Origin of the sequence: Winogradskyella psychrotolerans, assembly GCF_018860565.1 — a bacterium.
Taxonomy (GTDB): domain Bacteria; phylum Bacteroidota; class Bacteroidia; order Flavobacteriales; family Flavobacteriaceae; genus Winogradskyella; species Winogradskyella damuponensis.
This window is the reverse complement of record NZ_JAHKPS010000028.1, coordinates 70,480-96,333: the sequence shown is the minus strand read 5'-3', so window position 1 is coordinate 96,333 and position 25,854 is coordinate 70,480. Positions and strand designations below refer to the sequence as shown.

The 25,854-nt window shown below is 33.5% G+C and carries 18 protein-coding genes; 6 read left to right on the top strand and 12 right to left on the bottom strand.

From position 1 onward, the window contains the following. The first annotated feature begins 76 nt into the window (after positions 1 to 76). Positions 77 to 817: a hypothetical protein gene (locus KO504_RS14210; RefSeq protein WP_215927914.1), complete on the top strand. Its 741-nt coding sequence runs from the start codon at positions 77 to 79 to the stop codon at positions 815 to 817. Continuing rightward, a complete protein-coding gene (locus KO504_RS14205; protein WP_215927912.1) occupies positions 790 to 1,800 on the top strand; it encodes a DNA double-strand break repair nuclease NurA in 1,011 nt (336 codons plus the stop codon). The genes KO504_RS14210 and KO504_RS14205 overlap by 28 nt, the downstream gene beginning before the upstream one ends. On the opposite strand, the gene KO504_RS14200 is transcribed toward KO504_RS14205, so the two are convergent. The 5 genes from KO504_RS14200 to polA all read right to left on the bottom strand — a co-directional run bounded on the left by KO504_RS14200 (position 1,797) and on the right by polA (position 9,724). Next, on the bottom strand, positions 1,797 to 2,663 hold the full coding sequence (locus KO504_RS14200) for a hypothetical protein (RefSeq protein WP_215927911.1): 867 nt from the start codon (positions 2,661 to 2,663) through the stop codon (positions 1,797 to 1,799). The genes KO504_RS14205 and KO504_RS14200 overlap by 4 nt on opposite strands. Next, a complete protein-coding gene (locus tag KO504_RS14195) occupies positions 2,663 to 4,846 on the bottom strand; it encodes a hypothetical protein (protein WP_215927909.1) in 2,184 nt (727 codons plus the stop codon). The genes KO504_RS14200 and KO504_RS14195 overlap by 1 nt, the downstream gene beginning before the upstream one ends. Then, the gene (locus KO504_RS14190) at positions 4,839 to 5,012 is read right to left on the bottom strand and encodes a hypothetical protein (protein ID WP_215927907.1); all 174 of its coding nucleotides are present in this window, start codon (positions 5,010 to 5,012) and stop codon (positions 4,839 to 4,841) included. The genes KO504_RS14195 and KO504_RS14190 overlap by 8 nt, the downstream gene beginning before the upstream one ends. Next, positions 5,009 to 6,613, bottom strand: a complete 1,605-nt coding sequence (locus KO504_RS14185; protein WP_215927905.1) for an ATP-binding protein — start codon at positions 6,611 to 6,613, stop codon at positions 5,009 to 5,011. The genes KO504_RS14190 and KO504_RS14185 overlap by 4 nt, the downstream gene beginning before the upstream one ends. Positions 6,614 to 6,871: 258 nt before the next feature. Then, a complete protein-coding gene (gene polA, locus KO504_RS14180; RefSeq protein WP_215927903.1) occupies positions 6,872 to 9,724 on the bottom strand; it encodes a DNA polymerase I in 2,853 nt (950 codons plus the stop codon). A gap of 364 nt (positions 9,725 to 10,088) precedes the next feature. Between polA and KO504_RS14175 the strand changes: the two genes are divergently transcribed. Further along, a complete protein-coding gene (locus KO504_RS14175) occupies positions 10,089 to 11,018 on the top strand; it encodes an isoaspartyl peptidase/L-asparaginase family protein (RefSeq protein ID WP_215927901.1) in 930 nt (309 codons plus the stop codon). A gap of 198 nt (positions 11,019 to 11,216) precedes the next feature. On the opposite strand, the gene KO504_RS14170 is transcribed toward KO504_RS14175, so the two are convergent. Next, entirely contained in the window at positions 11,217 to 11,576 is a 360-nt protein-coding gene (locus KO504_RS14170) for a hypothetical protein (protein ID WP_215927900.1), read from the bottom strand. Between the two features lie 52 nt (positions 11,577 to 11,628). On the opposite strand from KO504_RS14170, the gene KO504_RS14165 reads away from it, so the two are divergent. Continuing rightward, on the top strand, positions 11,629 to 13,635 hold the full coding sequence (locus KO504_RS14165) for a T9SS type A sorting domain-containing protein (protein WP_215927898.1): 2,007 nt from the start codon (positions 11,629 to 11,631) through the stop codon (positions 13,633 to 13,635). Between the two features lie 182 nt (positions 13,636 to 13,817). Here the strand turns inward: KO504_RS14165 and KO504_RS14160 are convergent, their stop codons facing one another. Continuing rightward, positions 13,818 to 14,681, bottom strand: coding sequence for a cyanophycinase (locus tag KO504_RS14160; protein ID WP_215927896.1), 864 nt, complete (start codon positions 14,679 to 14,681; stop codon positions 13,818 to 13,820). A 97-nt stretch (positions 14,682 to 14,778) separates the two neighbouring features. Between KO504_RS14160 and cphA the strand changes: the two genes are divergently transcribed. After that, on the top strand, positions 14,779 to 17,421 hold the full coding sequence (gene cphA, locus KO504_RS14155; protein ID WP_215927894.1) for a cyanophycin synthetase: 2,643 nt from the start codon (positions 14,779 to 14,781) through the stop codon (positions 17,419 to 17,421). Positions 17,422 to 17,531: 110 nt separating this feature from the next. Here the strand turns inward: cphA and KO504_RS14150 are convergent, their stop codons facing one another. Continuing rightward, positions 17,532 to 17,792, bottom strand: coding sequence for a hypothetical protein (locus tag KO504_RS14150; protein WP_215927893.1), 261 nt, complete (start codon positions 17,790 to 17,792; stop codon positions 17,532 to 17,534). Between the two features lie 277 nt (positions 17,793 to 18,069). On the opposite strand from KO504_RS14150, the gene KO504_RS14145 reads away from it, so the two are divergent. Further along, entirely contained in the window at positions 18,070 to 19,482 is a 1,413-nt protein-coding gene (locus tag KO504_RS14145) for an aldehyde dehydrogenase family protein (protein ID WP_215927891.1), read from the top strand. Positions 19,483 to 19,721: 239 nt separating this feature from the next. Here the strand turns inward: KO504_RS14145 and KO504_RS14140 are convergent, their stop codons facing one another. The 4 genes from KO504_RS14140 to KO504_RS14125 all read right to left on the bottom strand — a co-directional run bounded on the left by KO504_RS14140 (position 19,722) and on the right by KO504_RS14125 (position 25,843). Next, positions 19,722 to 21,842: a tail fiber domain-containing protein gene (locus KO504_RS14140; protein WP_215927889.1), complete on the bottom strand. Its 2,121-nt coding sequence runs from the start codon at positions 21,840 to 21,842 to the stop codon at positions 19,722 to 19,724. A gap of 218 nt (positions 21,843 to 22,060) precedes the next feature. Then, positions 22,061 to 22,750: a LytR/AlgR family response regulator transcription factor gene (locus tag KO504_RS14135; protein WP_215927887.1), complete on the bottom strand. Its 690-nt coding sequence runs from the start codon at positions 22,748 to 22,750 to the stop codon at positions 22,061 to 22,063. A gap of 103 nt (positions 22,751 to 22,853) precedes the next feature. Then, a complete protein-coding gene (locus KO504_RS14130; RefSeq protein WP_215927886.1) occupies positions 22,854 to 24,779 on the bottom strand; it encodes a histidine kinase dimerization/phosphoacceptor domain -containing protein in 1,926 nt (641 codons plus the stop codon). A 62-nt stretch (positions 24,780 to 24,841) separates the two neighbouring features. Further along, positions 24,842 to 25,843, bottom strand: coding sequence for an isoaspartyl peptidase/L-asparaginase family protein (locus KO504_RS14125; RefSeq protein ID WP_215927885.1), 1,002 nt, complete (start codon positions 25,841 to 25,843; stop codon positions 24,842 to 24,844). Positions 25,844 to 25,854 lie beyond the last annotated feature (11 nt).

The window sequence follows — 25,854 nt, the reverse complement described above, 5'->3', positions numbered from 1 at the left end:
ATTTTGACAATTTATATTTACTTTAATAAGTTTGTTTTTTGAATAAACATTTAACTCTAAGAATACTCTTAATTGTATGAATCACAATACTAATATTTTAATTAACGAAATTTATAATCTATTACGACAAAAAACTATTAAAGACATAATTGATTTGGAAACAGATAATATATACAATAAGTCTGCTATTTCTGTAATAGTAAAAAAGTATATTAACAATAATTCATTATATAATTTAGATGTTTTAAAAGATTACAATATTGTTATTAAATTTATTCCGGTTAATCCTACTTACAAGAGCTACGAAGCTATGTCCTTTTCAAACACTTCATTATATAATATATTGTTTGAAGAGTGGGAAAGTTCAGACATTTTGGAAAGAGCTGCTTTAAGAAATCAACTCAACTATAATTATCTTTTTTTACCCATAATAAAAAACAAAGTTAAGGGTGTTTATAATAATTATTATGATTGGAAAATAGGTGATTTAAGTTATTGGTGTCCAGATATAAATGAATTAGAGTTGATTGGAAAAGAATGGAATGAAGCGAAAGACATTATTAAAGAAGGAGTGAAATTAGAAAGAGTGAAACATGGGCAGAATTACAGGACAAGGAATAATTTACCTAAACAATCTGAAACTTTCTTTATACATTTAAGACCACATGCTAAGAATAGTTTTGACTATGACCTTCCTTACAGAGAATATACTAATGGAAAAGTAGAAATAACTAAGCAATCATTTTGGCTGAATAAAAAATTTATTAATCTGTTATTAGACAAATACAAATGGAAAACGAATTTAAGGGAAGAGTGATTTTTTCAGATAATTACAAAACTACAATTGATTCAATAAAATTAATCAATAAATCTGTTACCAGTCGAGCAGCTATAGTTAAGTCGAGTGCGGAGTCTCTTGATTTATCTGATAGTTCTGATATTAGAATAATTAGAGGTTATGAAAATGTTACTCAAATATTATCAGAAAATTTAAAACAAGCAGAGATTTTATGCGCTTATGATGAATCTATTTTAGAACTTAATTCTTTAGAGGGGAAAGTTAGATGTACTGTCCATAATTCAGTCATACAAAATAAAGAAGAATATATTCCTGCAGCTTATGTTACTTTAAAATTTTATACTAAATCTAATCTGGTTTCTGGAAAAGCAACAGAGTTTTCAGATATAATTAGAACCGATGATATTGCAGCAGATTTAGCAAGGGAATATGTTAAAGAACGAGCATACTTTCTGTCTAAAGCGGCCCCGTCTAATTCTTTAATTTTTATAGATGGTTCAATGTTTTCTGGTGCTTCAACTAGTGGCAACTTTTTATTAATAGATTACTTGCTTTCCAAGGATTGTAGACCTGTTTTTTTTGTAAAGAATAGTGAGAGTACAATTATAACAAAACGATTTGATTTTGCTAACGGATATAATTCTGATTTACATTGGGCATATGTAAATCTTAAACCAGGCAGTGTTTCACCTGTATTTGCATATACCTCTAAAGAAGGTAGGAGTAAAGCAATGTGCTTTATGAAGGTTTTCGATAATAGAAGTCCTGTACGAATAGAATTTCCTTTAAAAGCCTTTGAAGAAGGATGGTATGGAGATGAGGTGTTTGATCTCATTTATTATCAATACCTCGCGAATGGAAGCTCTAATAACGTCCAGCCAAGAATTATTCAAGTATCAGAAATGTATGCTAGAGAAATATTGAAATCTACCAATTTATATAAAGAAATTGAAAGAATGGGATTGACTAAAAGTATGAATGAGGAAAGAAGTTTTAACTAATTCTTTAGCTCTTCAATTATATATTTATTAATTGTCCCAGGCATTTCTCCTAAATCATAAGATATTTTTAAGGAAAGATCTTTAATTACATTGTAAAATATTTCATTTGCTATTAGTCTTTGCTCCCCTTTATAATTATCTAAAATGAGATCTAAAAAATATATGGCATTTTTTCTTTTACTTAAATCCAAATAGTATTGGTATGCCCCTTTTTTAAAATACAAGGACGTTTTGGGTAAATCAACATTATTAGTGATAAACTTTCTGAAAACGGAGTCTTTACCAGTCTCCCATCCTACTTGTTTACCTAAATTTAATTCGTTTTCTTTCATTTCCTTTTCTATAGAAATAAAAAACTTATGATATTCGTTTAGTTTTTTTGTTGACAAGCCTTCTGTATTGAAACTTTTATCTGCACTATCTGCTCCAAAAAGCATCAGAAAAATACACCAAATTTTTTCTTGAGTTTTTAAAGAAAGTTCCTTTCCTAGTTTGAAATTATTAGAATCAAAAGCTTTAAATATTTCCTGAGTATTATAATTTTTAATTGAATAAAGTTTAAACATTCCATTTGCTCCAATGAACACCTTATCATTATTTATTAAATTACCTCTTATGATGTAATTAGCTTTAAAACATTCATCTATAACTTCTTTATCAAAAAGATATTTTAATTCGTCGATAGACATAGAGCCATTTAACATGAGTTTATTTAAATCATTATTATTTTTTTTTAGAAACATAAGTGTTTTAAAAGCATCTATTCCCTCTTCATTTTCAAAATGATAGACTTCTTTTGTCTTTAACTTCTCTTGAAATGCAGTACTAAGACTGTCGTACAATTTAACTAATAATTCTTCCATTAATACTCAATAATTTTAATTCCTTTTGAATTTGGTCTTGTAAAAACAGCCATTACTAATCTATTTTGATCTTCAATTTTTTTAATTGATTTAATTACTGAGTCTAGAGCATTTTGTGCCATATTACCAATTTCATCCAGCAATATAACTACATATTTACCTTCAACATTTTCTATTCTTTGTTTCAAATAATTAGCACTTGCTAAACCGGTTGACACATCATCTTTTTTTATGATAATATCGTTTTCACAATGAAACTCTTGTTTTATCATATCATAAAATTCTAAATTAACGAAATCACCATCAGCTCTTAATAATTTGTTGTCCATGGAATATGCTATTATTTTACCTGCTAATTCCATGAACTTTACATCTTCTTGTGCTGTAAATTCTGAAAGATTGCCTCCTTCTATTTTAGAAATTAAATCAGCATAAGACCTGAGATTAACATTGATTAAGGAAATAGTGTGTAAAAAAGATTTTATTTTATTTTTTTGTGCATCATTATATCTTGATGTTTTTTTTGCTCTCTCCATTTCAAGAGCTCGCTCGTTCAATCTCTTATCTGAATCTAAATTTTTGATTTTTTCACGTAAATCTCTTAGTTTTCTTTGTATCTCAGTTTTAGAGGCGTTTAGATTTTCCAATAACTGAGGATTCGATATCTTTTGCTTAACATTATATTGTATTGCTGATACCTTATCAAGCGAATCAAATCTACTTAAATCTAAAATTTTTAAATCATTAGCACAAGTGGCACAAGTCAAATCAAAATTATTTTTGACTGATTTCAATGTATGCTTCAAGTCTTTTAACTCAGCTTCGATTTTATAATACTTGCTGCCATCATCATCGACGAGTTTTTTTTTGTTTTCCTTATTGAGTTGAGATTGAACCCTCATAAATTGGCTAATATATCCTCCTAAAGGTTTCAAGCCCGTGGTTAAAAATGATTTAAGTGAGTCATAATCTTTTACTTTATGCTGATTTATAATAGTTTCAAGACTGCTTTTTAATTTTTTAGAATCAACAGATGTAGCACTCTTTAGAAAATGGTCAATTTCATTTTCTACTAGTTCTTCCAATAAATTGATTAATTCTTTATAAGAGTTATGAATAATATAAGATTTGTTATTCTTTTTTTCTGAAATAAAACGAATAATAGTGTCCTTGATATATTCAATACTTTCAATGAATTTTTTCTGCATAGCAACATAATCATCGCTTTGAATTATATCATTAATTTCTGTATTTCTTATAAAATCATAATAAGATACAATAAGTCCATCGTCTACAATTAATTCTTCTATTTCGGTATCTTTATTTATTTCTGCAATTAACTTGGATATTACTTCTTTAAAATCCTTTTCCAAAATAGCTAATTCATTATTGAGTCCTTTAATTTTTAATTCGTCCTTTTTTTCAATTTTAGAAGGTTTTTTTAAAAGCTTAAAAGCTTTTTGTTTTTTCAACAATTTAGTTTCTAACTCCAAACGTTTTTTTAAATAAAGACTTAAGTCTTTTAAATTACTATATATTTCCAATTCATATAACCAAGATTCTTTTTTCTTAATCCTTATTTCAATATCAGCAATATTATTTTTAATTGCTATGCTGTTTTTTTCTAACTTCTCAATCTTATCCTCGTTTCTAACGCTATCAAATTCTTTTGAAAGATTACTAAAATATTTGGCGATATTAATAGTTTTTGATTTTATATTGTCATTCCAAACACTTAAGTCTTTAATTACTGCATTCAATCTTTCGTTAGGATTTGTTGGTACATCATAAATCACAGTTAAATCTCTATGCAGGATTTTGTGGTTAATAGGTGCTCCATCATCAATTTGTATTATTTTACCTCTTCCAATGGATTTTGATAATGATAGTTTTTTGTTATCGGGTAATTCTAAATCAATTTCATAATTTAATCCATAAGATTTTTCGTCATCATATCTGGCAATAGATTCTTTAATAGATTTTAAAATTCTTTCGTCACTTAGTTTGTCAGCTTCGAGAGCATATGCTATGAGATTTAAAACAAATGTTTTGCCGTAACTATTATCTGCTGTTATTTCAAAAATTTTCTTGTTAGAATTTATAATTGGTAAAATAAACTCTTCTCGAGGATGATAGGTTTTTTTTTCACCTATTATGTCCAACGTGTAATCTATATTATTCATCTCTAGTCAGCTTATCTAAGATTTCTTCTATATTAATATCTTTAGAATCTGTTATAAATACCTCTTGAATCAATTCTAAAGTACGTTCATGTTCATTACCTATTTCTATATTACTTTTAAGAAGTTCAAAAAGTTCTTTTCTGTATTTTTGTTCTTTATTAATCATATTACACCTGATTTGGAAAGTGGGAATTTAGCTAATTTTAATTGGGGTAATCCATGTATATTAGTAACACAGTATCCTGCTTTCATTGATAGAATATCATCTGGGTTAATTCCATTAGTTTTTTTGTTAACCTCATCAGTTTTAAACATGAATTTTGTGTTAATTACTGAGGTTAGGCCATTTGGAATGTCGTTTATATTTTGTGAAGAAAAAACTACTCCTATTTTTTTACTCCTACCAATCCTACAGATAGTATCTAAATCTCCTAAAGCATTTCTGGAGGCAGAAGATTTATAAAATTGATGAACCTCATCTATTATTATTAAAACAGGAATGTCATTATTGTTCTCCGTCTTTTCAACGACTATTCTATTCAATAAATATCTTAAAACTATTGATCCGAATTCTATGCTTCTTGCGACATCAATTACTGTCATTTTGCCTTCTTGTAAAATTGAATCAGCATCTATTTCATTTCCTTTTTCATTTTCAAAATATCTATTGGCATTTTTTAATCGAGAAATCATAGCATTTGCTGTAGCTGGGTTCAATCTAGTAGTTCCGTCTCTTTCTGCGACATCTCTTGTATTGAAGTTATAATCTTGTTCTCGACAATCTTCTAGAAAATCTAAAAATTGAGCAAAACGTCCATTAGGATGGTTTCTCTGCCAATATCTAAAAACATCAGGAAGAGCCTGGGTTGCTAATTCTGTTAAGTTTTCTACTATACCGAGTAAAGACTCTGGGTCTATTTTACTTGCATTAAGTGTTATTGGTGTACATAAATCTCCACTAACACCTTGAGAAATTACATTGTTTAAATTTTCATGAGCACTGTATAAAATTTCATAATTTTGAATTCCCTTTGGTTCAAAATTTAATGAATCCCACTCTCTTTTCGCTTCCGTGTTGCTGGTTTGGGTTTGTTTATCCATATTAAGGAAATCTACATCTTTAACGTTGATAGCTAAAACACAACCATATCGATTAATTTCATCAGCTGTAATCTTGTTCTCAATAAAATGTTGGGCTAAATATTTAGTGGCTACAGTTTTTCCTGATCCTGTTTTTCCTGTTATTTGAATTTGATGCCAATAAACATCTTCAGGAATTCTCAATTTTACAGGTTGGCCATAAACATCATTTATTTTTTGACATCTTGAAGAATGAACCGTTGCAGGAAATAAGAATGGACCATTATTGTTTTCGGCATCTGTTGCTTTTAATATTTCTTCTTCAGTAGAAAGTCTCGCAAGAGCTTGAGGTTTTATATAGTCAACCAATCCATCTTCTCTTTGAGTAATGTCGTAAACTCGATGAGCAGTAATTTGATTTTTACATTCCCTATCAGCTTCTTGTAGACCTAAGTTTAAATCTGCAAGAAGAGGGCTAGGTGAATATATAGCCGTTTGCTCACTTTCTTCTACTCTGAGGACAAATTTTCTTTTGTCTTCTGTATCTAGGTTGTTATTATCTAAATCTCCCTTGAGTGTCATATCTACTGTTAGATAGCTTCCCTTTGGTAATAGTCCAGAATTAGAATTCTTTTTTGATGTTAGGACAATTTTTCCTGATTTTTCATACAATACAATCCAATTCATGTTTTTTTAGAAGTTTTGTTATAATATTTTTTTTAGTTTAAAGATAGGAATAATAGTCAAATTTGCTTTCTTCAATATGAATTTCAACAATGGGTTTTTATAGGCTATAGTATTTCTTAATGATTAAATATTCAAAATATTTAAAAGATAAACGGTTAGTGAAATTAATACCACTTGAACGTAAAAAAGTTAAATGTATAAAAAATGGTTTACAGTGTTTTACGGTTTTCCTTAATTGTGTTTCTTATTTCAATTTCTTTAATGCGCCTCCAACCAATTCAACCCTGTATCCACTTCAACATCCAAAGGCACTTCTAGGGTAAATGCACTTTCCATTTCCGTTTTAATTAAGGTCGTGAGTTCTTCGAGTTCTGGTTTGTAGATGTCAAAGACCAATTCATCATGTACTTGTAAGAGCATCTTCGATTTATAATTGCCTGCTTCTAGCTTGTTGAAAATATTAATCATCGCTATTTTAATGATGTCGGCAGCGCTTCCTTGTATGGGTGCGTTAACGGCATTTCGTTCTGCGGCACCTCGCACCACAGCGTTACGTGAGTTGATGTCTTTTAAATACCGACGACGACCCAAAACGGTAGAGACATAGCCATGATCTCTTGCAAAATCGACTTGCTTACTCATGTAGGCTTTTAATTTTGGATAGGTTTCGTAATAGGTGTCAATGAGCTCTTTGGCTTCACCACGCGATAAATCGGTTTGGTTACTTAAGCCAAAGGCAGATACACCATAGATGATTCCGAAATTAACGGTTTTGGCATTGCTACGTTGTTCTCTGGTGACTTCAGCCAATGGCACACCAAATACTTTGGATGCCGTTGAGGCATGAATATCTTCACCATTTTTAAAGGCTTCAATCATGGTTTCTTCTTCACTTAAAGCAGCAATGATTCGTAATTCTATTTGCGAATAATCGGCAGCCAGTAAAATGTAGTCTTCGTTTCTTGGTACAAAGGCTTTTCGCACTTGGCGACCACGCTCGGTACGGATAGGGATATTCTGTAAGTTTGGATTGTTACTACTTAAACGGCCAGTTGCGGCAACGGTTTGCATGTAGTCGGTATGCACACGTCCTGTGCTGTCTTCAACCTGAAGCGGTAAAGCATCTACATAGGTGCTTTTTAGCTTGGTGAGTCCTCTGTAGTCTAATATTTGTTGAATGATGTCATGGTCTTTAGCTAAAGCCGATAAAATATCTTCTCCGGTTTTGTATTGCCCTGTTTTGGTTTTTTTAGGTTTATCAACTAATTTCATTTTTTCAAACAACACAATACCTAATTGCTTTGGAGAGGCAATATTGAATTCTTCTCCAGCAGCTTCATAGATACTTTTTTCAAGGCTTTGGATGTCGTTATTTAAGGCTTCTGCTAAGGAGTTTAGAAAATCAATATCGAGATTAATACCTTCTAATTCCATGGCGGCTAACACGCGCAACAGTGGAATTTCAATTTCATCAAATAATTTCTGCGTATTGGCTTCGCCTAATTCCGTGGTGAAATGTTCTTTTAATTGTAAGGTGATATCAGCATCTTCTACGGCGTATTCGGTGAGCTTTTCTAACGGCACATCGCGCATAGACAATTGGTTTTTACCTTTTTTGCCAATGAGGTCAACGATAGAAATTGGTGTGTAGTTTAAATAGGTTTCTGCTAAGACGTCCATATTGTGACGCATATCGGCATTAATTAAATAATGCGCTAACATAGTGTCAAAGAGTTTGCCTTTAACGGTAATGTTATATTTAGCTAATACTTTGATGTCGTATTTTAGATTCTGACCTATTTTCTCGATATTCTCGCTTTCAAAAAACGGTCTAAACGTTTCTATGAGTTCTTGAGCTTCATTTTTATCCTCTGGAAATGGGACGTAAAACCCTTTGCCAGTTTCCCAAGAAAAGGCAATACCTACAAGCTCTGCGGTTAAGGGATTTAAACCTGTGGTTTCGGTATCAAAACACACCGAAGTTTGATTCATTAAATTCTTAACGAACAATTTGGTGGCCATACCAGAAGCGATACTTTGGTAAAAATGTGAGGTGGTTTCGGCAGTTTTTCGGGTGAACTCAGATACGGCTTCGGTTGTTGATGGTTCTGCACCACCAAATAAGGAGAACTGACCAGCGCCAGCTGATTTTTCTTCGGTTGGAGTAGTTTTAGGAGCTTCCTTTGTAGCTGAGGTTGGAGTTGAAGTTCCGCCAGACTGCATGGCTTCAGCAGAAAAGGTTTTATTAAAATTATCAATGAGACGTCTAAATTCTAATTCTTGAAAAATTTCGGTGACTTTTGGAATATCAGGTTCTGACATTTCAAAATCTTCAGCATTAAAATCCACAGGAACATCGAGCATGATGGTGGCTAATTTTTTAGATAATAGACCGAGTTCTTGATTGGCTTCAATTTTTTCTTTCATTTTGCCTTTTAGCTCATGTGAATTTGCAAAAAGGTTTTCCATGCTGCCGTATGCTTTCAGAAACTTCTTGGCTGTTTTTTCTCCAACACCAGGTAAGCCAGGGATGTTATCAGAAGCATCTCCCATCATTCCTAAATAATCTATGACTTGTAGGGGATCGGTAACTTCAAATTTCTTTTGTACTTCTGGGATGCCCCAAGTTTCGTAACCACCACCAAAAACTGGTCGGTACATAAATATGTTCTCTGAAACGAGCTGTGCAAAATCTTTATCTGGAGTCACCATAAAGGTTTTGTAGCCTTCCTTTTCTGCTTTTTTAGCTAAGGTACCAATGACGTCATCTGCTTCAAAACCTTCTTTGACCATAATTGGAATGTGCATGGCTTTTAAGATTTCGTAGATATAAGGCACAGCGGTTTTGATGCCTTCAGGTGTTTCATCTCTGTTGGCCTTGTAAGCTTCAAATAGTTCTACACGATCTGCACTACCTCCTTTATCAAAACAAACGGCTAAATGATCTGGACGTTCGCGTTTAATGACATCTAAAAGGGAATTCATAAAGCCCATAATGGCTGAGGTATCTTCTCCTTTAGAATTGATTCTTGGGTTTTTTATAAAAGCGTAATAGCCACGAAAAATTAGGGCGTAGGCATCAACGAGAAATAGGCGTTTTTGATCTGACATTTTATATCATATTTTATTTAAGTGAGCTTTGCAAAATACTCTTTTTTCATTTCTGCTTCAAAATAAAAATGAAACGTAGCTATGGCTATGTTTAATTTTTCTTTCTCGCATTATCTAAAAAAATCATCATTTTCCATATAAGCTAACCTAAACAAAAAATGATATTGCGTTAATTTGAAAATTAATGTCACTTTGAATGTTGTCGAAAGCTCATTAAAACACTAGGTTTTAAGTTCTCGACTGCGCTCGAAATGACAGTGGAATATAATGGTTTGGCTTAAGTAAACCAATAGCCTGCAAATTACAAAAACTAAAGCGTTTATTTCAAAAGCAATTCGTAATTTTCCAAACTTAAATGATACTCATGAAAACATTCTCAATAGCCATTCACGGAGGTGCCGGAACTTTAGTCAAAGGCATGATGACACCAGAATTAGAAGCACAATATAAAGCCGCATTAAAGGGTGCGCTTGATGCTGGATATTATTTACTTGAAAATGGAGGAACAGCCTTAGATGCTGTGGAAGCGTCGGTTAAAGTTTTAGAAGATTCTCCTTTGTTTAATGCAGGTAAAGGTTCGGTATTTACAGCCACCGAATCTCATGAAATGGATGCGAGTATTATGGATGGTAAAACCTTGAATGCAGGAGCAGTGAGTTTAATTACAGGAATTAAAAACCCGGTGTGTTTGGCTCGTGATGTTATGGAAAAGAGCGAACATGTGTTTTTAGCAGGTGAAGGAGCAATGCAGTTTGCTAAGGAACTCAACTATAAGTTAGAGGATGCGTCTTATTTCTATGACGAATTTAGGCATAACCAATGGTTAGAAATTAAAGATACCGATAGTTTTCAGTTAGATCATTCAACAAAAAAAGATTCAAAATTTGGAACCGTTGGAGCCGTGGCCTGCGACCAAGAGGGTAATATTGCGGCAGCAACCTCAACAGGTGGTATGACCAATAAAAAATGGGGACGTGTTGGAGATAGTCCGATGATTGGAGCAGGAAATTACGCCAACAATAAAACGTGCGCGATTAGTTGTACAGGTAGTGGTGAGTTTTTTATTAGAGGCGTGGTGGCTTACGATGTGGCCTGTTTAATGGAGCACAAAGGCATGTCTGTAAAAGAAGCTTCAGAAGAAGTCATTAATAAAAGAATCTTAGAGATTGGAGGCGATGGTGGATTAATAGCAGTAGATGCAAAAGGAAACATAGCGATGCCTTTTAATACCGAAGGGATGTATCGTGGTCAGAAATCTTCTATTGGCATTGATGAAGTATCTATTTATGGGTAATAGTATTAAATAGATAAAATGTACTTTGGAATACGCAATAATTTATACCTAAGCTTATAAATATTTTTAAGTAGTGTTAGTATGAGATACTATTGCCAACCATTTAAAAACTTTACTATTTTAATCCCATTATTTTTACAAACCTTTTCAGATTCCAGAAAAGGTTTGTGAAATTTAACAGTACCAATCTTTTAAAATTTAATAGATAGTGACCACTACATTAGGTCCTGCCGCACTCCACATAATATTAAATGGCGAACCACCATTGCAGGCATGATTATTTGCGCTTGTATTGGTAAAAGGACCATACTCGGTAACATGAGTCGCATCAGAACCAAGTACTACTTTTACAACGTGAAAGTCGTCATCTGCAGGTGTTCCATTTCCTATATCATAAGGAGATGGAAAGTATTCAGTTCCAGAAGGGGCAATAGTAAACCATCCACCATCCGTATATATGGTATATGTGCATCCAGTTGTATTAATTACCGTTAAATTATTTGCATAAACTATAACCGTAGTCATTACAAATACTAATGTTAAAATAAGTTTTTTCATAAGGTTTGTTGTATAATTTTTATAAATTTAAAAAAAAAAAAATGTTAAAACAATGAAATGTTTTGCCGTATTATTTTCTTTTTTTCTTTCTTCAGCTTTGTTTGGGCAGGCTTCCTTGGACTGGCTCACCTATTTTGGAGTACAAAACGACAGTTACACTTACAGTCGTACACATCCATCTCAAGTAGTGTTTGACAGCATTAACAATTATATATACGTAGCGGGTGTTACTAGCGATACATTAGGGATTGCGACATCAGGAGCACATCAAGAACAACTTTATGACTATGATAATAACCCAAATTTTGCTCAGCATCGAGATATGTTCCTTTCCAAATGGGATACTGCGGGTAATCTGGTTTGGAGCACTTATTATGGAGGGTCTGGCACAGATAGATTGAGCAACATGGCTCTTGATGCTGATGGCAATATTATCCTCACAGGATCTAATGAGGCTCATACCAACATCACAACGCCTGGTGCTTTTCAAGAGTTTACCGTTTGGGAGTCTGGAGCTACCAACCCGAACATTTTTTTGGCAAAATTTTCGCAAAACGGTACATTGCTATGGAGTACTTATTTTGGTTTGGGAGGTAATGCTTTATACTCTGGACTTGCCATAGATACTGCTACCAATGATATTTATATTACTGGAACCTCTACCTATGAAGGGTTGGGTACTTCTGGAACATTTCAACCTGAATATTTTGGTGGACATACAGATGGGTTTATTGCAAAGTTTAGCAGTGCTGGCAATAGAATTTGGTGCACGTACCTTGGTGGAGAAGACACAGACCAAATTTATAACATTACGCTGAGTAAGGAAGGCTATCTTTATGTGTCTGGAGGCACCATAAGTGCAACCAACATTGCATCACCAGGAGCAGAAATCGATACCCGAGATGCTAATACCAATAATTCTATAGGATTTTTAGCAAAATTTGATACTTTGGGCAATAGAATATGGAGTACATTTTTAGGCGGTGACGGCAGTGTTGATAGGTATTTTGATATAAAAACTACAAGCAACGAATTAACAGGTCAGGAAAATATATTTGTTTACGGCTTGGTAGGTAGTACAGACCTTGGTACTATAGGTACCTATGGTGCTGATTACGGTGGAGGACAGTGGGATATGATTTTGTTGAAGTACAACGAGTTAGGGCAAAAACAGTGGGGAACATATATTGGTGGTAATAGTAATGAGACTACTTATTTGAGCGGAGTGGGTACCTTGTTGGGCTATACCAACTCCATGGTTGTTGAAGGCACTTATGGCAATGAAGAACTACAAATAGCGGGAGGTACCCAAAGTACAGACTTTTATTTCGACACAGAATGCAGTTATGTGCCACATACAGGTAATTATAAAGGGTTTATTACGTCATTGGACACTACTGGGAATCTTAACTGGAGTAAGCCATTTGATGAGGGCATCAATAGCATAAGTTTAATAGGGCATGACAGTTTTTACGCAACAGGAGTTACAGATATTGATGGTTTGGCCACTAGTAGTGCTTATAAGGAAACCAAGGAACCGGGAAGCTTTTCAGGATTTATTGCAAAACTAGATTTTAACCATTGCCTACGCGATGAATTTTTGATCACGGAAGTTGATAATGTTCTGTATGCTCCCTTCAATTTCTTTGATTATCAGTGGACAAAAAATGGCACAGACATCCCAGAAGCCAACAACGAATATTTGGAACTAAATGATTCTGAACCTGCAATATATTCCGTAAAGTTTCGGGATGATTGTAATTGCATGTACATATCTTCTGAATATAACACCAATACAATGTCTGTTCAAGATCCTGTCTATGATAATGCAATTCGGGTATATCCTAATCCTGCCGATGATTTTATTCAAATCGTTAATTTAAAAAACAATATGACGATAACTATTTACAATCTCATAGGGCAACAGGTGTTTTCTAAATTATCTAATGAAAATCATGAAACAATATCAGTATCTTACCTAGCTTCAGGAGTGTATATTTTAGGTCTGTCGTCGGTTGATGAAGAAAACAAAACATTCATAAAATTCACCAAAACATAACTTCTATTGGCATTGATGAAGTATCTATTTATGGGTAATGAAATGAGAAGTCGGTAAATTTTTCTTGTTTAGATTTTTCTCTCTGAGCATTACCGCGAAAACTCTAGGCATCTCTGTGTCAAGATTTATCTAAAACAGAAGAATCCAGTAAAAAGTAATGAGATTCCTGCCTTCGCAGGAATTTAGATAAAAGGAGCTTCAATAGGTAACACCTTCACTTTTCGAGTTTTAATATTGTACTCATCACCATTAGAAAGGACATGAATCGTAAGATTAGCAATAGTCATTGGTGTGCCTTCTTCTAATATTGTTTCGTTGTTATGCGTTAATGTACTTCCGTCAAAAACAATGACCATTCCTGATCCAATTACGGTACAGTCATTTCCGTTTTTAATAATCATACCTGTATCTTCAGCGAGTCCAAATCCAATTAAATTAGGGAATTTAGCAACGGCTTCAGATTGTCTTCCAAAACGACCACGACGAACAAAATGGGTGTCTATAATCAATTCAGGAATTAATCCTAAACCTTTATACATATTTACAGCACCTTTAATAAAGGATTCCGAAGCGCTTCCGCCTGCAATCATTTCATTAGCCATTACCATAGCGCCGGCACTGGTACCAGCGATAACAAAACCTTCGTCGTTTTTATAACGTTCCATTAAAATGGAATGAATCGTTGTGCCTCCAATTTTGTCTGTAATTTTAGATTGGTCACCACCAGAAAGCATCACGCAATCTGCATTTTTAATCAATTCAATGGCATGTTCGGTTTCAGCATCTTCTTTAGAACGAATGTCTAAGACTTCAACATGTTTACAACCTAAAGTAGAAAATGCAGTTAAGTAATTTTCACCAACTTCAACCGGAATACTTGATGCTGTGGGAATTACTACAATGTTAGCCTCAATGCCACCAGCGGCTTCTACCACGTGGAATAAAATACCATCATCAATAAATTCTAAAGTGTAAATTTCACTTTCCTCAATGCCTTTATCTTCATTTCCGCCAATTGGTATTAAGGTTCCTTTAATCTTCTGCATAATTTTTATCTAAAAATATTGCGCAAAAATAAGCCAATTTTTTTAGTGAAAAATACTATATTTAGAATCTTTCAATAACTAAAACAAACCAACTAACATGAAAATACGCGAAATTAATGCGATGAGAGGACCTAATTACTGGTCAGTAAGGCGACATAAATTAATTGTAATGGTTCTCGATCTTGAAGAGATGGAAGAATTACCCTCTAACAAGATTGAAGGCTTTCCGGAGCGCTTAAAAGCCATGTTTCCGAGTATGTATTCGCATCGCTGTTCCGAAGGTTGTGCAGGTGGTTTTTTTATGCGTGTTGATGAAGGTACATGGATGGGGCATATTATAGAGCATATTGCCTTAGAGATTCAAACCCTTGCAGGTATGGATACGGGCTTTGGACGTACACGTGGTTACGGAGAAAAAGGGGTGTATAGTGTGGTGTTTTCATATATGGAAGAATCCGTTGGACGCTTTGCTGCTAAAGCTGCCGTTAGAATATGTGAAGCCTTAATTGCTGGAGAGGATTACGACTTGACTGATGATATTCAGGAGATGAGAGAATTGCGTGAAGCCGATCGTTTAGGGCCAAGTACAGGTTCTATTGTTGAAGAAGCCGAAGCGCGTGGTATTCCTTGGATTCGTCTTAATAAATATTCGCTTTGTCAGTTGGGTTATGGTGCGAATCAGAAACGTATTCAGGCTACAGTGACCAGTGAAACAAGTAGTATTGGAGTAGAGTTGGCTTGTGATAAAGAAGATACCAAGTATTTATTAGAACAAGCTGAGGTTGAAGTGCCTCGTGGAGATATTATTAGACGGGAACGCAGTTTAGAAGAGGCTTGTGATTATGTTGGTTACCCCTTAGTTATTAAGCCTATTGATGGTAATCACGGTCGTGGTATCACTGTAGATATTCAAAATTATGAGGATGCATTAGCGGCGTTTCATCATGCTAAAGAAAGTTCTAAAAGTGGGGCGATTATCGTTGAGAAATTTATCGTAGGTCAGGATTATAGATTGCTGGTGATTAATAATAAGTTAGTGGCTGGAGCGATTAGAACTCCTGCTCATGTTATTGGAGATGGTACGTCTACAGTACAAGAATTGATTGATAAAGTGAATAGTGATCCGCGTCGTGGCTTTGGACATGAAAATGTATTAACACAGATTACAGTAAACGAACTAACTAAAACCATCATTAAAGATGCTGGTTATACTCTAGATTCTGTTATTGCAGAAGGTGAACGTTTAATTTTAAAAGACACGGCTAATTTAAGCACAGGAGGTACCGCTGAAGATATTACCGATATTATTCACCCTTCCAATGTGAGTATGGCCGAACGTATTTCAAAAATTATTGATTTAGATATTTGTGGTATTGATATTATGACCACCGATATTTCTAAGCCACTTTCAGAAACAGGAGGAGCTGTATTGGAAGTTAACGCAGGTCCTGGATTTAGAATGCACTTAGCACCAACATCCGGATTGCCTCGTAATGTGGCGGCTCCTGTAATTGATAAATTATTTCCTCAAAAGGGAGATACAGGTCGTATTCCAATTATAGCTATTACAGGAACTAATGGAAAAACAACGACTTCTAGATTAATGGCTCATATCGCTAAAATGAATGGCTATCGTGTGGGTTATACAACCAGTGATGGTGTTTATATTCAGAATCGCTTGTTAATGACAGGTGATTGTACAGGTCCTGCAAGTGCAGAGTTTGTCTTAAAAGATCCAACGGTGAATTTTGCGGTTTTAGAATGTGCACGTGGAGGTTTATTAAGAGCCGGTTTGGGCTTTAAAAAATGTGATGTGGCTATTGTAACCAATGTGGCAGCTGATCATTTAGGCTTAAAAGGAATTCATACCATAGAGCAGTTGGCAAAAGTAAAAGGGGTGGTGCCAGAAACGGTACTACCGGATGGCTATGCGATTTTGAATGCTGATGATGATTTGGTGTATGATATGCGACGCAGTTTAGACTGTAATGTAGCCTTGTTTTCTATGGATGAGAATAATCCACACATTAAAGCTTTACAGCGCTTAAATGGTATTACAGCGGTTTATGAGAATGGTTATGTGACAATTTGTAGAGGCGAATGGAAAATGCGAATAATGAAAGCTGAGAATATTCCGTTAACCTACGGCGGAAAAGCAACATTTATGATTCAGAATGTATTGGCAGCGGTTTTAGGAGCACATGTGCAAGGTATTAGCATAGAGGATATGAAAGCCGGTTTAGAAACCTTTATACCTTCCGCAGCACAAACACCAGGACGATTAAATCTATTTGAATTTAAAGACTTTACTATTTTATTAGATTATGCACATAATCCAGCCGGAATGCGGGCCTTGCAGAATTTTACAGATGAACTTGAAGCGACCGTAAAAGTTGGTATTATTGCAGGTATTGGAGACCGACGTGTTGAAGATAATAACGAAATGGGAGCTATTGCTGCCGATATGTTTGATGAAATTATTATTAGACAAGATAAACGCTTAAGAGGAAAAACTGAGCAGGAGTTAATTAAAATGCTAGATGATGGCATAAAGAAACGAGATCCTAATAAGAAGACGACTATAATTCCATCAGAAAAAGAGGCGATTAAATATGCGGTTAAGAATGCCGTAAAAGGTTCGCTTATTATATTGTGTAGTGATGTAATTCCAGATGCTTTAGAATTGGTAAAGAAATTTAAAGAGCAAGAAGCTAGAGGTGAACTGAATTATGCAGATTAATGATTTTATAACCTTATAAAAAACAAAAAAGCCGAAACGTGAGTTTCGGCTTTTTTTAACAATATATGGTTAATAGCATTATATATGGTTAATAGCATTTTTTGTTAGGCTTAACAAAGCTTTACAGTCTTAACTTTAATTTGAAGACTTTTTCTATACGCTTTAATACTGATGATTTCGTTACTTTTTTTACGATTCATTTTTAAAACCTTAGCTTTAATTTTAGCAGAAGCTTCAATTGTTTTAGATTCTACTTTTTCAACTTTAACAGTTTCTACGATTTCATTTTCAGTATTAGCTGTTACGTCTTGTTGTGCAAATCCAGTAAAAGATACTGTTAAGAATAATAAGAAGATTAAAGCGTTTTTCATAATCGTAAGAAGTTATATTTGTTTTAACTTCGAGTCAAAGAAACATAACATTGAGAGCGTGGCTAAAATTTTTAGATGAAGTATATCGATAAACTGTTAAATGGGAAATGGCGACAAAAAACATCGTTGAAATGCATAAATTGTGCCGCTAGCCCTTTAAATACGTTGGTATTTATGTTAAACGATCTTGTTTTTAAGATAAAAAGCATATTATAATATCTTTTATCGACGAAATACATTAAACGGACTTGAAACACATATAAATAGACATTTTATTATGAATGATGTTAATAGTAATCCATATTTTAAACTGTTTTTAAAACAACGAGAAAACCAATATGCAGTAGGGAATCGTAGTTATAAGGAAAGGCGTAAGATTTTAACCCAACTTCAGCGTGCTATTGAGGTTACTTATAGAACTCAAATTCAGGAGGCTCTGCAAAAAGATTTAGGGAAACCTGTGGTAGAAACAGAACTTACAGAAATTTTTGCCATCATAGGAGATATTAAACATGCTAAAAAGCATTTAAAGCAATGGACTCAAAAGCAAAGGGTAGAAACACCAATGTCTATGTTGGGATCTAGTTCTTATATTACATATGAGCCCAAAGGGGTTTGTTTAATTATTTCTCCTTGGAATTTTCCTTTCAATCTTACTTTTGGTCCTTTAGTATCAGCTATAGCTGCAGGAAACACGGCAATTATAAAGCCCTCTGAGATGACACCGCATTCTTCTGCATTAATGTCTAAAATTATTGCAGATGTGTTTTTAGAAGATGAAGTGGCTTTGGTGCAAGGTGAGGTTGAGGTCTCTACGCAGTTGTTAAAACTCCCTTTTAATCATATCTTTTTTACCGGTTCTCCAAACGTGGGGAAAATTGTTATGGAAGCAGCATCTAAACATTTGGCTTCTGTAACCTTAGAACTTGGCGGGAAATCTCCAACCATAGTAGATAAAACGGCTAATATAGATAAAGCAGCAAAGAAAATTATGTGGGCAAAATTTCTGAACTGTGGGCAAATTTGTGTGGCTCCCGATTATATTTTAATAGATGAAAGTATAAAAACTCAATTTATTACATCGTGTAAAAAATGGCTTAAAAGCTATTATAATGATTATCCAAAAACATCAGATTCTTATGGAAAAATAGTAACAGATAAGCATTTTGAACGTTTAAATTCTTATCTCGAAAATGCAAGAGCTCTAAAGGCAACTTTTGAAGTAGGAGGTGAAACCGATAGTGCTTCAAAATATATAGAACCGACTTTAATTTCCGATTTAAAACCTGAAGCTAAATTATTAGAAGATGAAATATTTGGGCCTATTTTACCTATAGTCACTTATGAAAATTTAGATGAAGCAATTAAATACATTAATTCTAAACCGAGGCCATTGGCACTTTATATTTATAGTAAAAGTAAAGTTAATACTAGAAAAATCATGAATAATACTAGGGCAGGAGGGACGTGTATTAATAATAGTGTGTTGCATTACGCCAATCATAATTTACCTTTTGGAGGTGTTAATAATAGTGGTATTGGTAAGAGTCATGGTTTTTTTGGGTTTAAGGCATTTAGTAATGAACGTTCGGTAATGAAGCAACATACATTTGGAGTTACAGAGTTGTTGTTTCCGCCTTATAGTAGTTTTAAGGAGAAATTGGCAAGATGGACCATAAAGTGGTTTTAAAAAGAAAAAGTCGCTCCCTACAGCGACTTTTACCTAAATATATAATTCTACTAAAATAATAGCTTTATAAAATTAGCGTAAATGCATGAAGAAATCAGTTTTATTTAGTGAATAGCTTCTTTTCTTTAGTGAATAACATTACGTAGGATTTGATAAATTTATTAAAAACGAAAAAGCCGCTCCCTACAGCGGCCTTTTCCTCAAAAACATAATTGTTCCTTTAAACAATTATTAATTTTTTAATCTCCTGTTGTATTAGTATTTCTTTCTAAAGCTAAAAGTCTTGCTTCTAACTGTTCTAACTTGCTTAATTGTTGTTTTAAGTTTTTATTTTCAGCTTCTAAAGTTTCTACTTTGGTGTTTAGTTCTTGTATGGCTTTTACAGTTACAGGAATAATATCCGAGTAATACACACCTAGATTTGTTACAGGACGCATTTCTTCTGCACCTGTTTCTTCATCTATAGTTACAGATTCTTCTGTTACAACAACCTCAGGAATTGTTTCTAATAAGTTTTGTGCAGAAAAGCCAATCTTAGTAGCTTGGTTGGTTGCATCTTTCCATTTGTACGTAATAGTCTCTATTTGCATTAGCTTTTCTAAACCATATTTTAGGGGCTTTATATTCTTTTTTTGCCTTAGGTCGCTGGTATTAATTGTACCATCTACTGCCCAAAGTGATTGCCATCTCCAATTTGAAGTGCCTAAAGATCTTGCATTATCATCATACGGTAATAATCTTCCATGAAGCATAACGTATAAATTACCAGCATCATGTAAGAACTCTGTACTTCCAATTCCTACTGTTGTATCTCTATTGTTTGAGCCAAGTTCAAAATCTGCAACATAGTTTATTGTAGTGTTAAATGAATTTACCATTCTTGTATTGCCGTTCTCTGCATATCCAGCGGTATCATTATTTCCAAATCTTATAACATTTGCACTAGCATCTAACCAAAATAAATAGGGTCTTGTATCTGACTCCATTCTAAAATCATTTACAGCTGTTCCAAGTTCATTAAAAACAGTAGCTCCATTACCATGTATCTTATGACTTACAGCATTATTTTGGTAAATATCTAAAACACCATCGTCGGCACTATCATAAAGTCTGGCTAATATATCTCCTCCGCTTACAGAACCGTCTCTAAGGTAAATATCATCAGAAAAGAAAGAATTACCTGTAACATTAAAGGTGCCTGCATTATTAACAGCGCCTATAGATACTCTGTTGAGCCCTGCGTCAAGGTTAAACATTCCACTATTTGCATTTGATTCTATTCTAAAATTTCTGTCTAGTCCTTGTTCGTTAAAAACAAATTGTGAATTGGCATCTAAGTCAACTGAAACAATTCCGTTTTCCATTATTTGAAGCCTACCATCATCTGCATCATCTATAAATCTTGCTATTACTGTAGATGTTGCGTTAGAATTTTCATCTCTTAAATATAGATCACCTCCAAGTACGGTGTCACCAAAGGCATTGACTTCAAGTTTGTTAACGCCAGCATCTTGTACTTTAAATGTTCCAGTACTGTTAATATTTATATTTAAATCATTAACTCCGTTGGTTATTGTTGTATTCTGAATAAGACTTCCACCAAGCCTAATATCATTGGCATTTGTTGTAAGTCCATTTGTACCAACAGCATTAAGCGTTACATTACCCGTTGCTCCTCCTCCTGTAAGACCAGTGCCTGCATTAACTTGAATGATGTCGCCTCCACTATCTAAAGCAGATAAATTAACAGATTGAGATGTGCCATTTTCTATGCCAACTGTGAGCATATTTGTTGATGAATTAAACCCTAGGCTTTGAATATTTTGATTATCGGTTCCCGTTCCGTCTTGCAATGACGCTAAGTTTACTGTTTGTAAAGGCTGCCCGTCATTTTCTAAAGAAAGTCTTAATGTTGTTCCACTTAAACTCAAATTATCAATGGTTTGGTTATCGGTTCCTGTTCCATCTTGTAATGGAGCTAAATTGATAGCGGTTCCTGTTCCGTTTTCGATACCTAAATTTAAAGTTGTTCCAACTAAATTAGGTGTTAATAGGTTTTGATCATCCTTACTATTTATTATAACCCAACCAGTACCGTGATTATAATAATAAAACCCCTTTCCTGAAGCTCCTGTTCCTGTGTAAAAAATAAGCATACCATCTCTTGTGGCACCTGGTGTAGATGGGAAATTACTCATACGTGGAATTAAAATACCATCACTGTTTGCAGGACTAGAAGTGCTGCTTGCAGAGATGTCTAATTGGGCTTGTGGATTAGTATTACCAACACCTACTTGTGCCGCAACGGAAAGAATAAATAGAAAGGTAAATGAACATGAAAGTCGTAATTTTGTTTTCATAATAGCACGTTTTTGAGTAGTCTTCTTCTAAAAACAATTTGAGTGATGATTTTTGTAGAGAAATTGTTTTTTCAATTATAAAGACTGATTAATAGCTAAAATAAATCTAGTTTAAAATCAGTCTTTTAGACTACTATTTTTAGTGAACGCACTTTTTTTTATAGTGAATACAGATTAACGTAAGAAATGTGTTTTTTACTGAGTTCCGTTAATCTTAACTATAGGCTTTTTAGCCTACTAACGACTAAACTTTTCTGTGAAGCACTTACAGGAATACTTTCGTCAATAAGAGAGATGGTGTTTTTGTTAACACTAAGAATGTGTTTTAAGTTGACCACATAAGAACGATGTGCTTTAATAAAATCATTGCCTTGTAATTGTTCGTAAATGTGTTTGAGCGTATGTGGTACTAAATAAGTTTCAGTTTTGGTAACTATGTAACAATAGTTATCGAATGCTTTTAAATATTGTATTGAGTTCTGATTAATACGATGCAGTCTGCCTTCGTGTTTTATACTTAAAAAATGTTGCTTTGATTCGTTGTAATTATGCCATGCCAATTCAATATTGGTTCTTAAACTGGTTTCTGTAAAGGGCTTTACAATATAACCAAGTGGATTAGTATGCTTAACACGCTCAATGGTATTTGGATCTGTTTGAGATGAAAGAAATAAATAAGGAATGTTTTTTTTATCTAATTCTGTGGCCAAATCTACACCATCTTTATCTCCAGAAAGTTGAATATCAAGAAGCGTTAAGTCTGGTTTTAGCAATTCTATATCTCGCAGAGCGGTTGTGTAATCTTCAGCATCACCAATAGCAAAAAAACCTTGTTTGCGTAATGCGACTTCAATAGTAGAAACTATTAAAGGTTCGTCTTCAACGATAAAGATGTTTAGGGATTTCAAACTTTATTTATTTAGAGTCTTAATCTAGTTTAAAAGCTTTGTTAATGGTCTCTTTTTTTAGTAAATGCCTCATTTTATTTAGTGAATAAGACTTTTAGTATTCCTAAAGAAGCTTGTATTTATTTATAACTAAGGTGGCTTCTGTGCCTTTATTGAGTTCTGATTTATAATTTAAAGTAGCCTTGAGCTTTTTAGACAATGCTTTCATTAAAGTGATGCCAAAAGAAGTGCTTTTTATTTCCCCTTCAAACCCTTTGCCATTATCAATTACTTTTAATACTAATTGTTCTGCTTCTTTATGAAATTGAATATTAATTTTGCTTTCTGGTGTCACCTTATCAAAAGCGTGTTTTATGGTATTTACAATAAGCTCGTTTAAAATTAAGCCTATTGGAGTAATGGTTTCAATATCTAAAACCAAAGATTCTACATTTAATTCGTATTTGATGGCTTCTGACTCAAATTGATGACTTTCAAAAATGTCACGTACTAAATCATTAAAATAATCGTGGGTATTAATGCCTACCAGTTCATCCTTATTGTATAATTTTTGATGAATTAATACCATAGAACGTACTCTGTTTTCAGCTTCTTTAATGGCAATTTTAGCTTCTTTGTCTTCAACGCTTTCAGATTGTAAATACAAAAGACTAGATACAATTTGAAAACTATTTTTTACGCGATGATGTGTTTCTTTAAGTAGTACATTTTTTTCATCTACGGATGCTTCTAATAGTTTCTTTTGTTTGGCTAGTGTAATACTTTGCTTTTTATTTCTATAAGAGAAAAACCCTAAAACTAAAACTAATAGCAAACCTAATACTGCTAGGTAAGAATACAACTTGCTCTGCTTTTCCTTAGCTTCTAGTTCAATGGCATTAAGTTCCTGAGTTTTGTTAAACTCATATTCCATTTCTTGTTGCGTTTGTTTTTTAATGTTGTTTTTATTGAAAATGGAATCCTTAGTTTTAGTCAAAAGTTGAAAATTATCCAAAGCTTTATCATAATTACGAGTAGCTTTGTAAGTTTTAGATAAGCAATCGCAAGCTTCAGCTGTTAGTTCTAAATTTCCAGTTTCTATTGCTAGAGATTTAGCTTTGTCGCAATCCTCAATAGCTAAATTGTGTTTTCCTGTTTCAAAATAAAGGTTACCTCTATAATTCTTTGCAATGGTTAAATTTTCAGTTACACCTGCTTCTTCATAGTAATTATGAGCTTCATTTAAGTTTTTAAGTGCTTTATCATAATTTTTTAGCTTAGAGTGTGCATTTCCAATATTTAGTACAGAACTCATAATAAAACGCATAGGAGCTTTCCCTTTTTCTTTAAGTACTTTTCCTTCGTTAAATAGTTTAAGCGCTTCTTCATATTTTCCTTGACTTAAAAGCAGTTCTCCTTTGTTAGAAATTATAATACCAGCATTAGCAAAAGAACCTAAATTCAGTGCTGCTTCATAAGCATCATTATAATAACCAACGGCTTTATCAAATTCTTCCATTTGATTGTAATAGTTAGCTAATGCGTTATTGAGCACTAAACTTTCACCTTTGAATTTTGAACGTTGTTTTTTATCTAATTTTAAACTATCTATTTTGTCTAAAGCACGTTTAGAATTTAACATTGTAGCAAGCGCTAAAGGAATATTGCCTTGTTTGCTATAAATGCCACTTTTTGTCATTAAATTAGAAGCTCTTAAAAAGGGCATTGTCTTATCATTGACATAAGAAATAGATTTATCTAAATATATCTCAGCGGAATCTAATTGGCTGTTGTAATAGAAGAAGTTTCCTAAGGAATAATATGAATTAGCAAATAGCTTAGCATCATTGTTTCTTTTAGAAATGCTGATGGCTTTATCAATTAAAGCACGCGAATCTTTTGAGTATCGAAATTGGCCAGCATTACTTGTAAGGACTCTTATTTTTTCATAATTATCAGTGTAAGTATCTACAGTGCTAATTAATGAGTCTATGACTTTTTGCTTATCTAAATTGTTCTGTGCTGGCAGAAAACTTAAAAAACTGAGCAAGAATATAAAATAAGTATATTTCAATATTATGTAGGTTGGTTAATTTCCTACAATTTAAGCATTTATGTCTTATTATAATAATCCGATTGAATTTGTTCGTTTTTTCCATCTTGAAATTTAGTCATACTAAACCACTGATGAATTGAATAACTTCCTGTTTCTCCTTTTTTATTAATAGCAATATATCCTACTTGAAAATTCTTGTAATTGCTATTAGGTTTATTTACAATTCTGCTAATTGCTTCTTCACAGGCTTCTTGAGGAGATTTGCCCTGCCGCATTAATTCTACAACTAAAAAACTACCGACAGTTTTTGCGACCTCTTCGCCTAAACCAGTAGCTGCACATGCTCCTATTTCATTATCTACAAACAACCCAGAACCTATTATTGGGCTGTCACCAACACGTCCTCCCATCTTGTAAGCTAAGCCACTTGTAGTACAAGCACCAGAAATATCTCCATTTTTATCAATGGCTAACATGCCAATGGTATCATGATTTTCTATATTGATAATGGGTTTGTATTTGGCTTCAATTTTCCATTTTTCCCATGCTTTTTTTGAAGCTTCAGTTAGTAGGTTTTCGGGTTTAAAGCCTTTTGAAATGGCAAATTGTTTGGCGCCTTCACCAGCGAGCATTACATGTGGTGTGTCTTCCATCACTTTTCTTGCCACAGAAACAGCATGGGTTATATTTTGAAGATATACTACAGATCCACAATTTCCATGTTTATCCATTATGGAGGCATCTAAAGTAACATTACCATCTCTGTCTGGCAAACCACCTATACCAACGGTTTGTCCTTTTTCGTTAGCTTCTTCTATTCTGCAACCTTGTTCTACGGCATCTAGAGCATTTCCTCCTTTTTTTAATATTTCCATAGCTTTGGCTGTGGCGTTTTCAACATGCCAAGTTGCAATGACTATTGGTAGTGAGGCTTTTTCTACATTAACTGTTGATGCTTTCGTTTCAGTAGAATTTTCTGCACAATTTACAAGTGTACCACCAACAGCAAAACCAACTCCGGTTAACGATGTGTTTTTTATAAAATCGCGTCTTTTCATCGAAAATTATT

What these genes read in the sequence shown, in the direction of transcription:
- KO504_RS14210 (WP_215927914.1), top strand. Translation starts at nt 77, where the DNA reads ATGAATCACAATACTAATATTTTAATTAACGAAATTTATAATCTATTA.
- KO504_RS14205 (WP_215927912.1), top strand. Translation starts at nt 790, where the DNA reads ATGGAAAACGAATTTAAGGGAAGAGTGATTTTTTCAGATAATTACAAA.
- KO504_RS14200 (WP_215927911.1), bottom strand. Translation starts at nt 2,663, where the DNA reads ATGGAAGAATTATTAGTTAAATTGTACGACAGTCTTAGTACTGCATTT.
- KO504_RS14195 (WP_215927909.1), bottom strand. Translation starts at nt 4,846, where the DNA reads ATGAATAATATAGATTACACGTTGGACATAATAGGTGAAAAAAAAACC.
- KO504_RS14190 (WP_215927907.1), bottom strand. Translation starts at nt 5,012, where the DNA reads ATGATTAATAAAGAACAAAAATACAGAAAAGAACTTTTTGAACTTCTT.
- KO504_RS14185 (WP_215927905.1), bottom strand. Translation starts at nt 6,613, where the DNA reads ATGAATTGGATTGTATTGTATGAAAAATCAGGAAAAATTGTCCTAACA.
- polA (WP_215927903.1), bottom strand. Translation starts at nt 9,724, where the DNA reads ATGTCAGATCAAAAACGCCTATTTCTCGTTGATGCCTACGCCCTAATT.
- KO504_RS14175 (WP_215927901.1), top strand. Translation starts at nt 10,089, where the DNA reads ATGAAAACATTCTCAATAGCCATTCACGGAGGTGCCGGAACTTTAGTC.
- KO504_RS14170 (WP_215927900.1), bottom strand. Translation starts at nt 11,576, where the DNA reads ATGAAAAAACTTATTTTAACATTAGTATTTGTAATGACTACGGTTATA.
- KO504_RS14165 (WP_215927898.1), top strand. Translation starts at nt 11,629, where the DNA reads ATGAAATGTTTTGCCGTATTATTTTCTTTTTTTCTTTCTTCAGCTTTG.
- KO504_RS14160 (WP_215927896.1), bottom strand. Translation starts at nt 14,681, where the DNA reads ATGCAGAAGATTAAAGGAACCTTAATACCAATTGGCGGAAATGAAGAT.
- cphA (WP_215927894.1), top strand. Translation starts at nt 14,779, where the DNA reads ATGAAAATACGCGAAATTAATGCGATGAGAGGACCTAATTACTGGTCA.
- KO504_RS14150 (WP_215927893.1), bottom strand. Translation starts at nt 17,792, where the DNA reads ATGAAAAACGCTTTAATCTTCTTATTATTCTTAACAGTATCTTTTACT.
- KO504_RS14145 (WP_215927891.1), top strand. Translation starts at nt 18,070, where the DNA reads ATGAATGATGTTAATAGTAATCCATATTTTAAACTGTTTTTAAAACAA.
- KO504_RS14140 (WP_215927889.1), bottom strand. Translation starts at nt 21,842, where the DNA reads ATGAAAACAAAATTACGACTTTCATGTTCATTTACCTTTCTATTTATT.
- KO504_RS14125 (WP_215927885.1), bottom strand. Translation starts at nt 25,843, where the DNA reads ATGAAAAGACGCGATTTTATAAAAAACACATCGTTAACCGGAGTTGGT.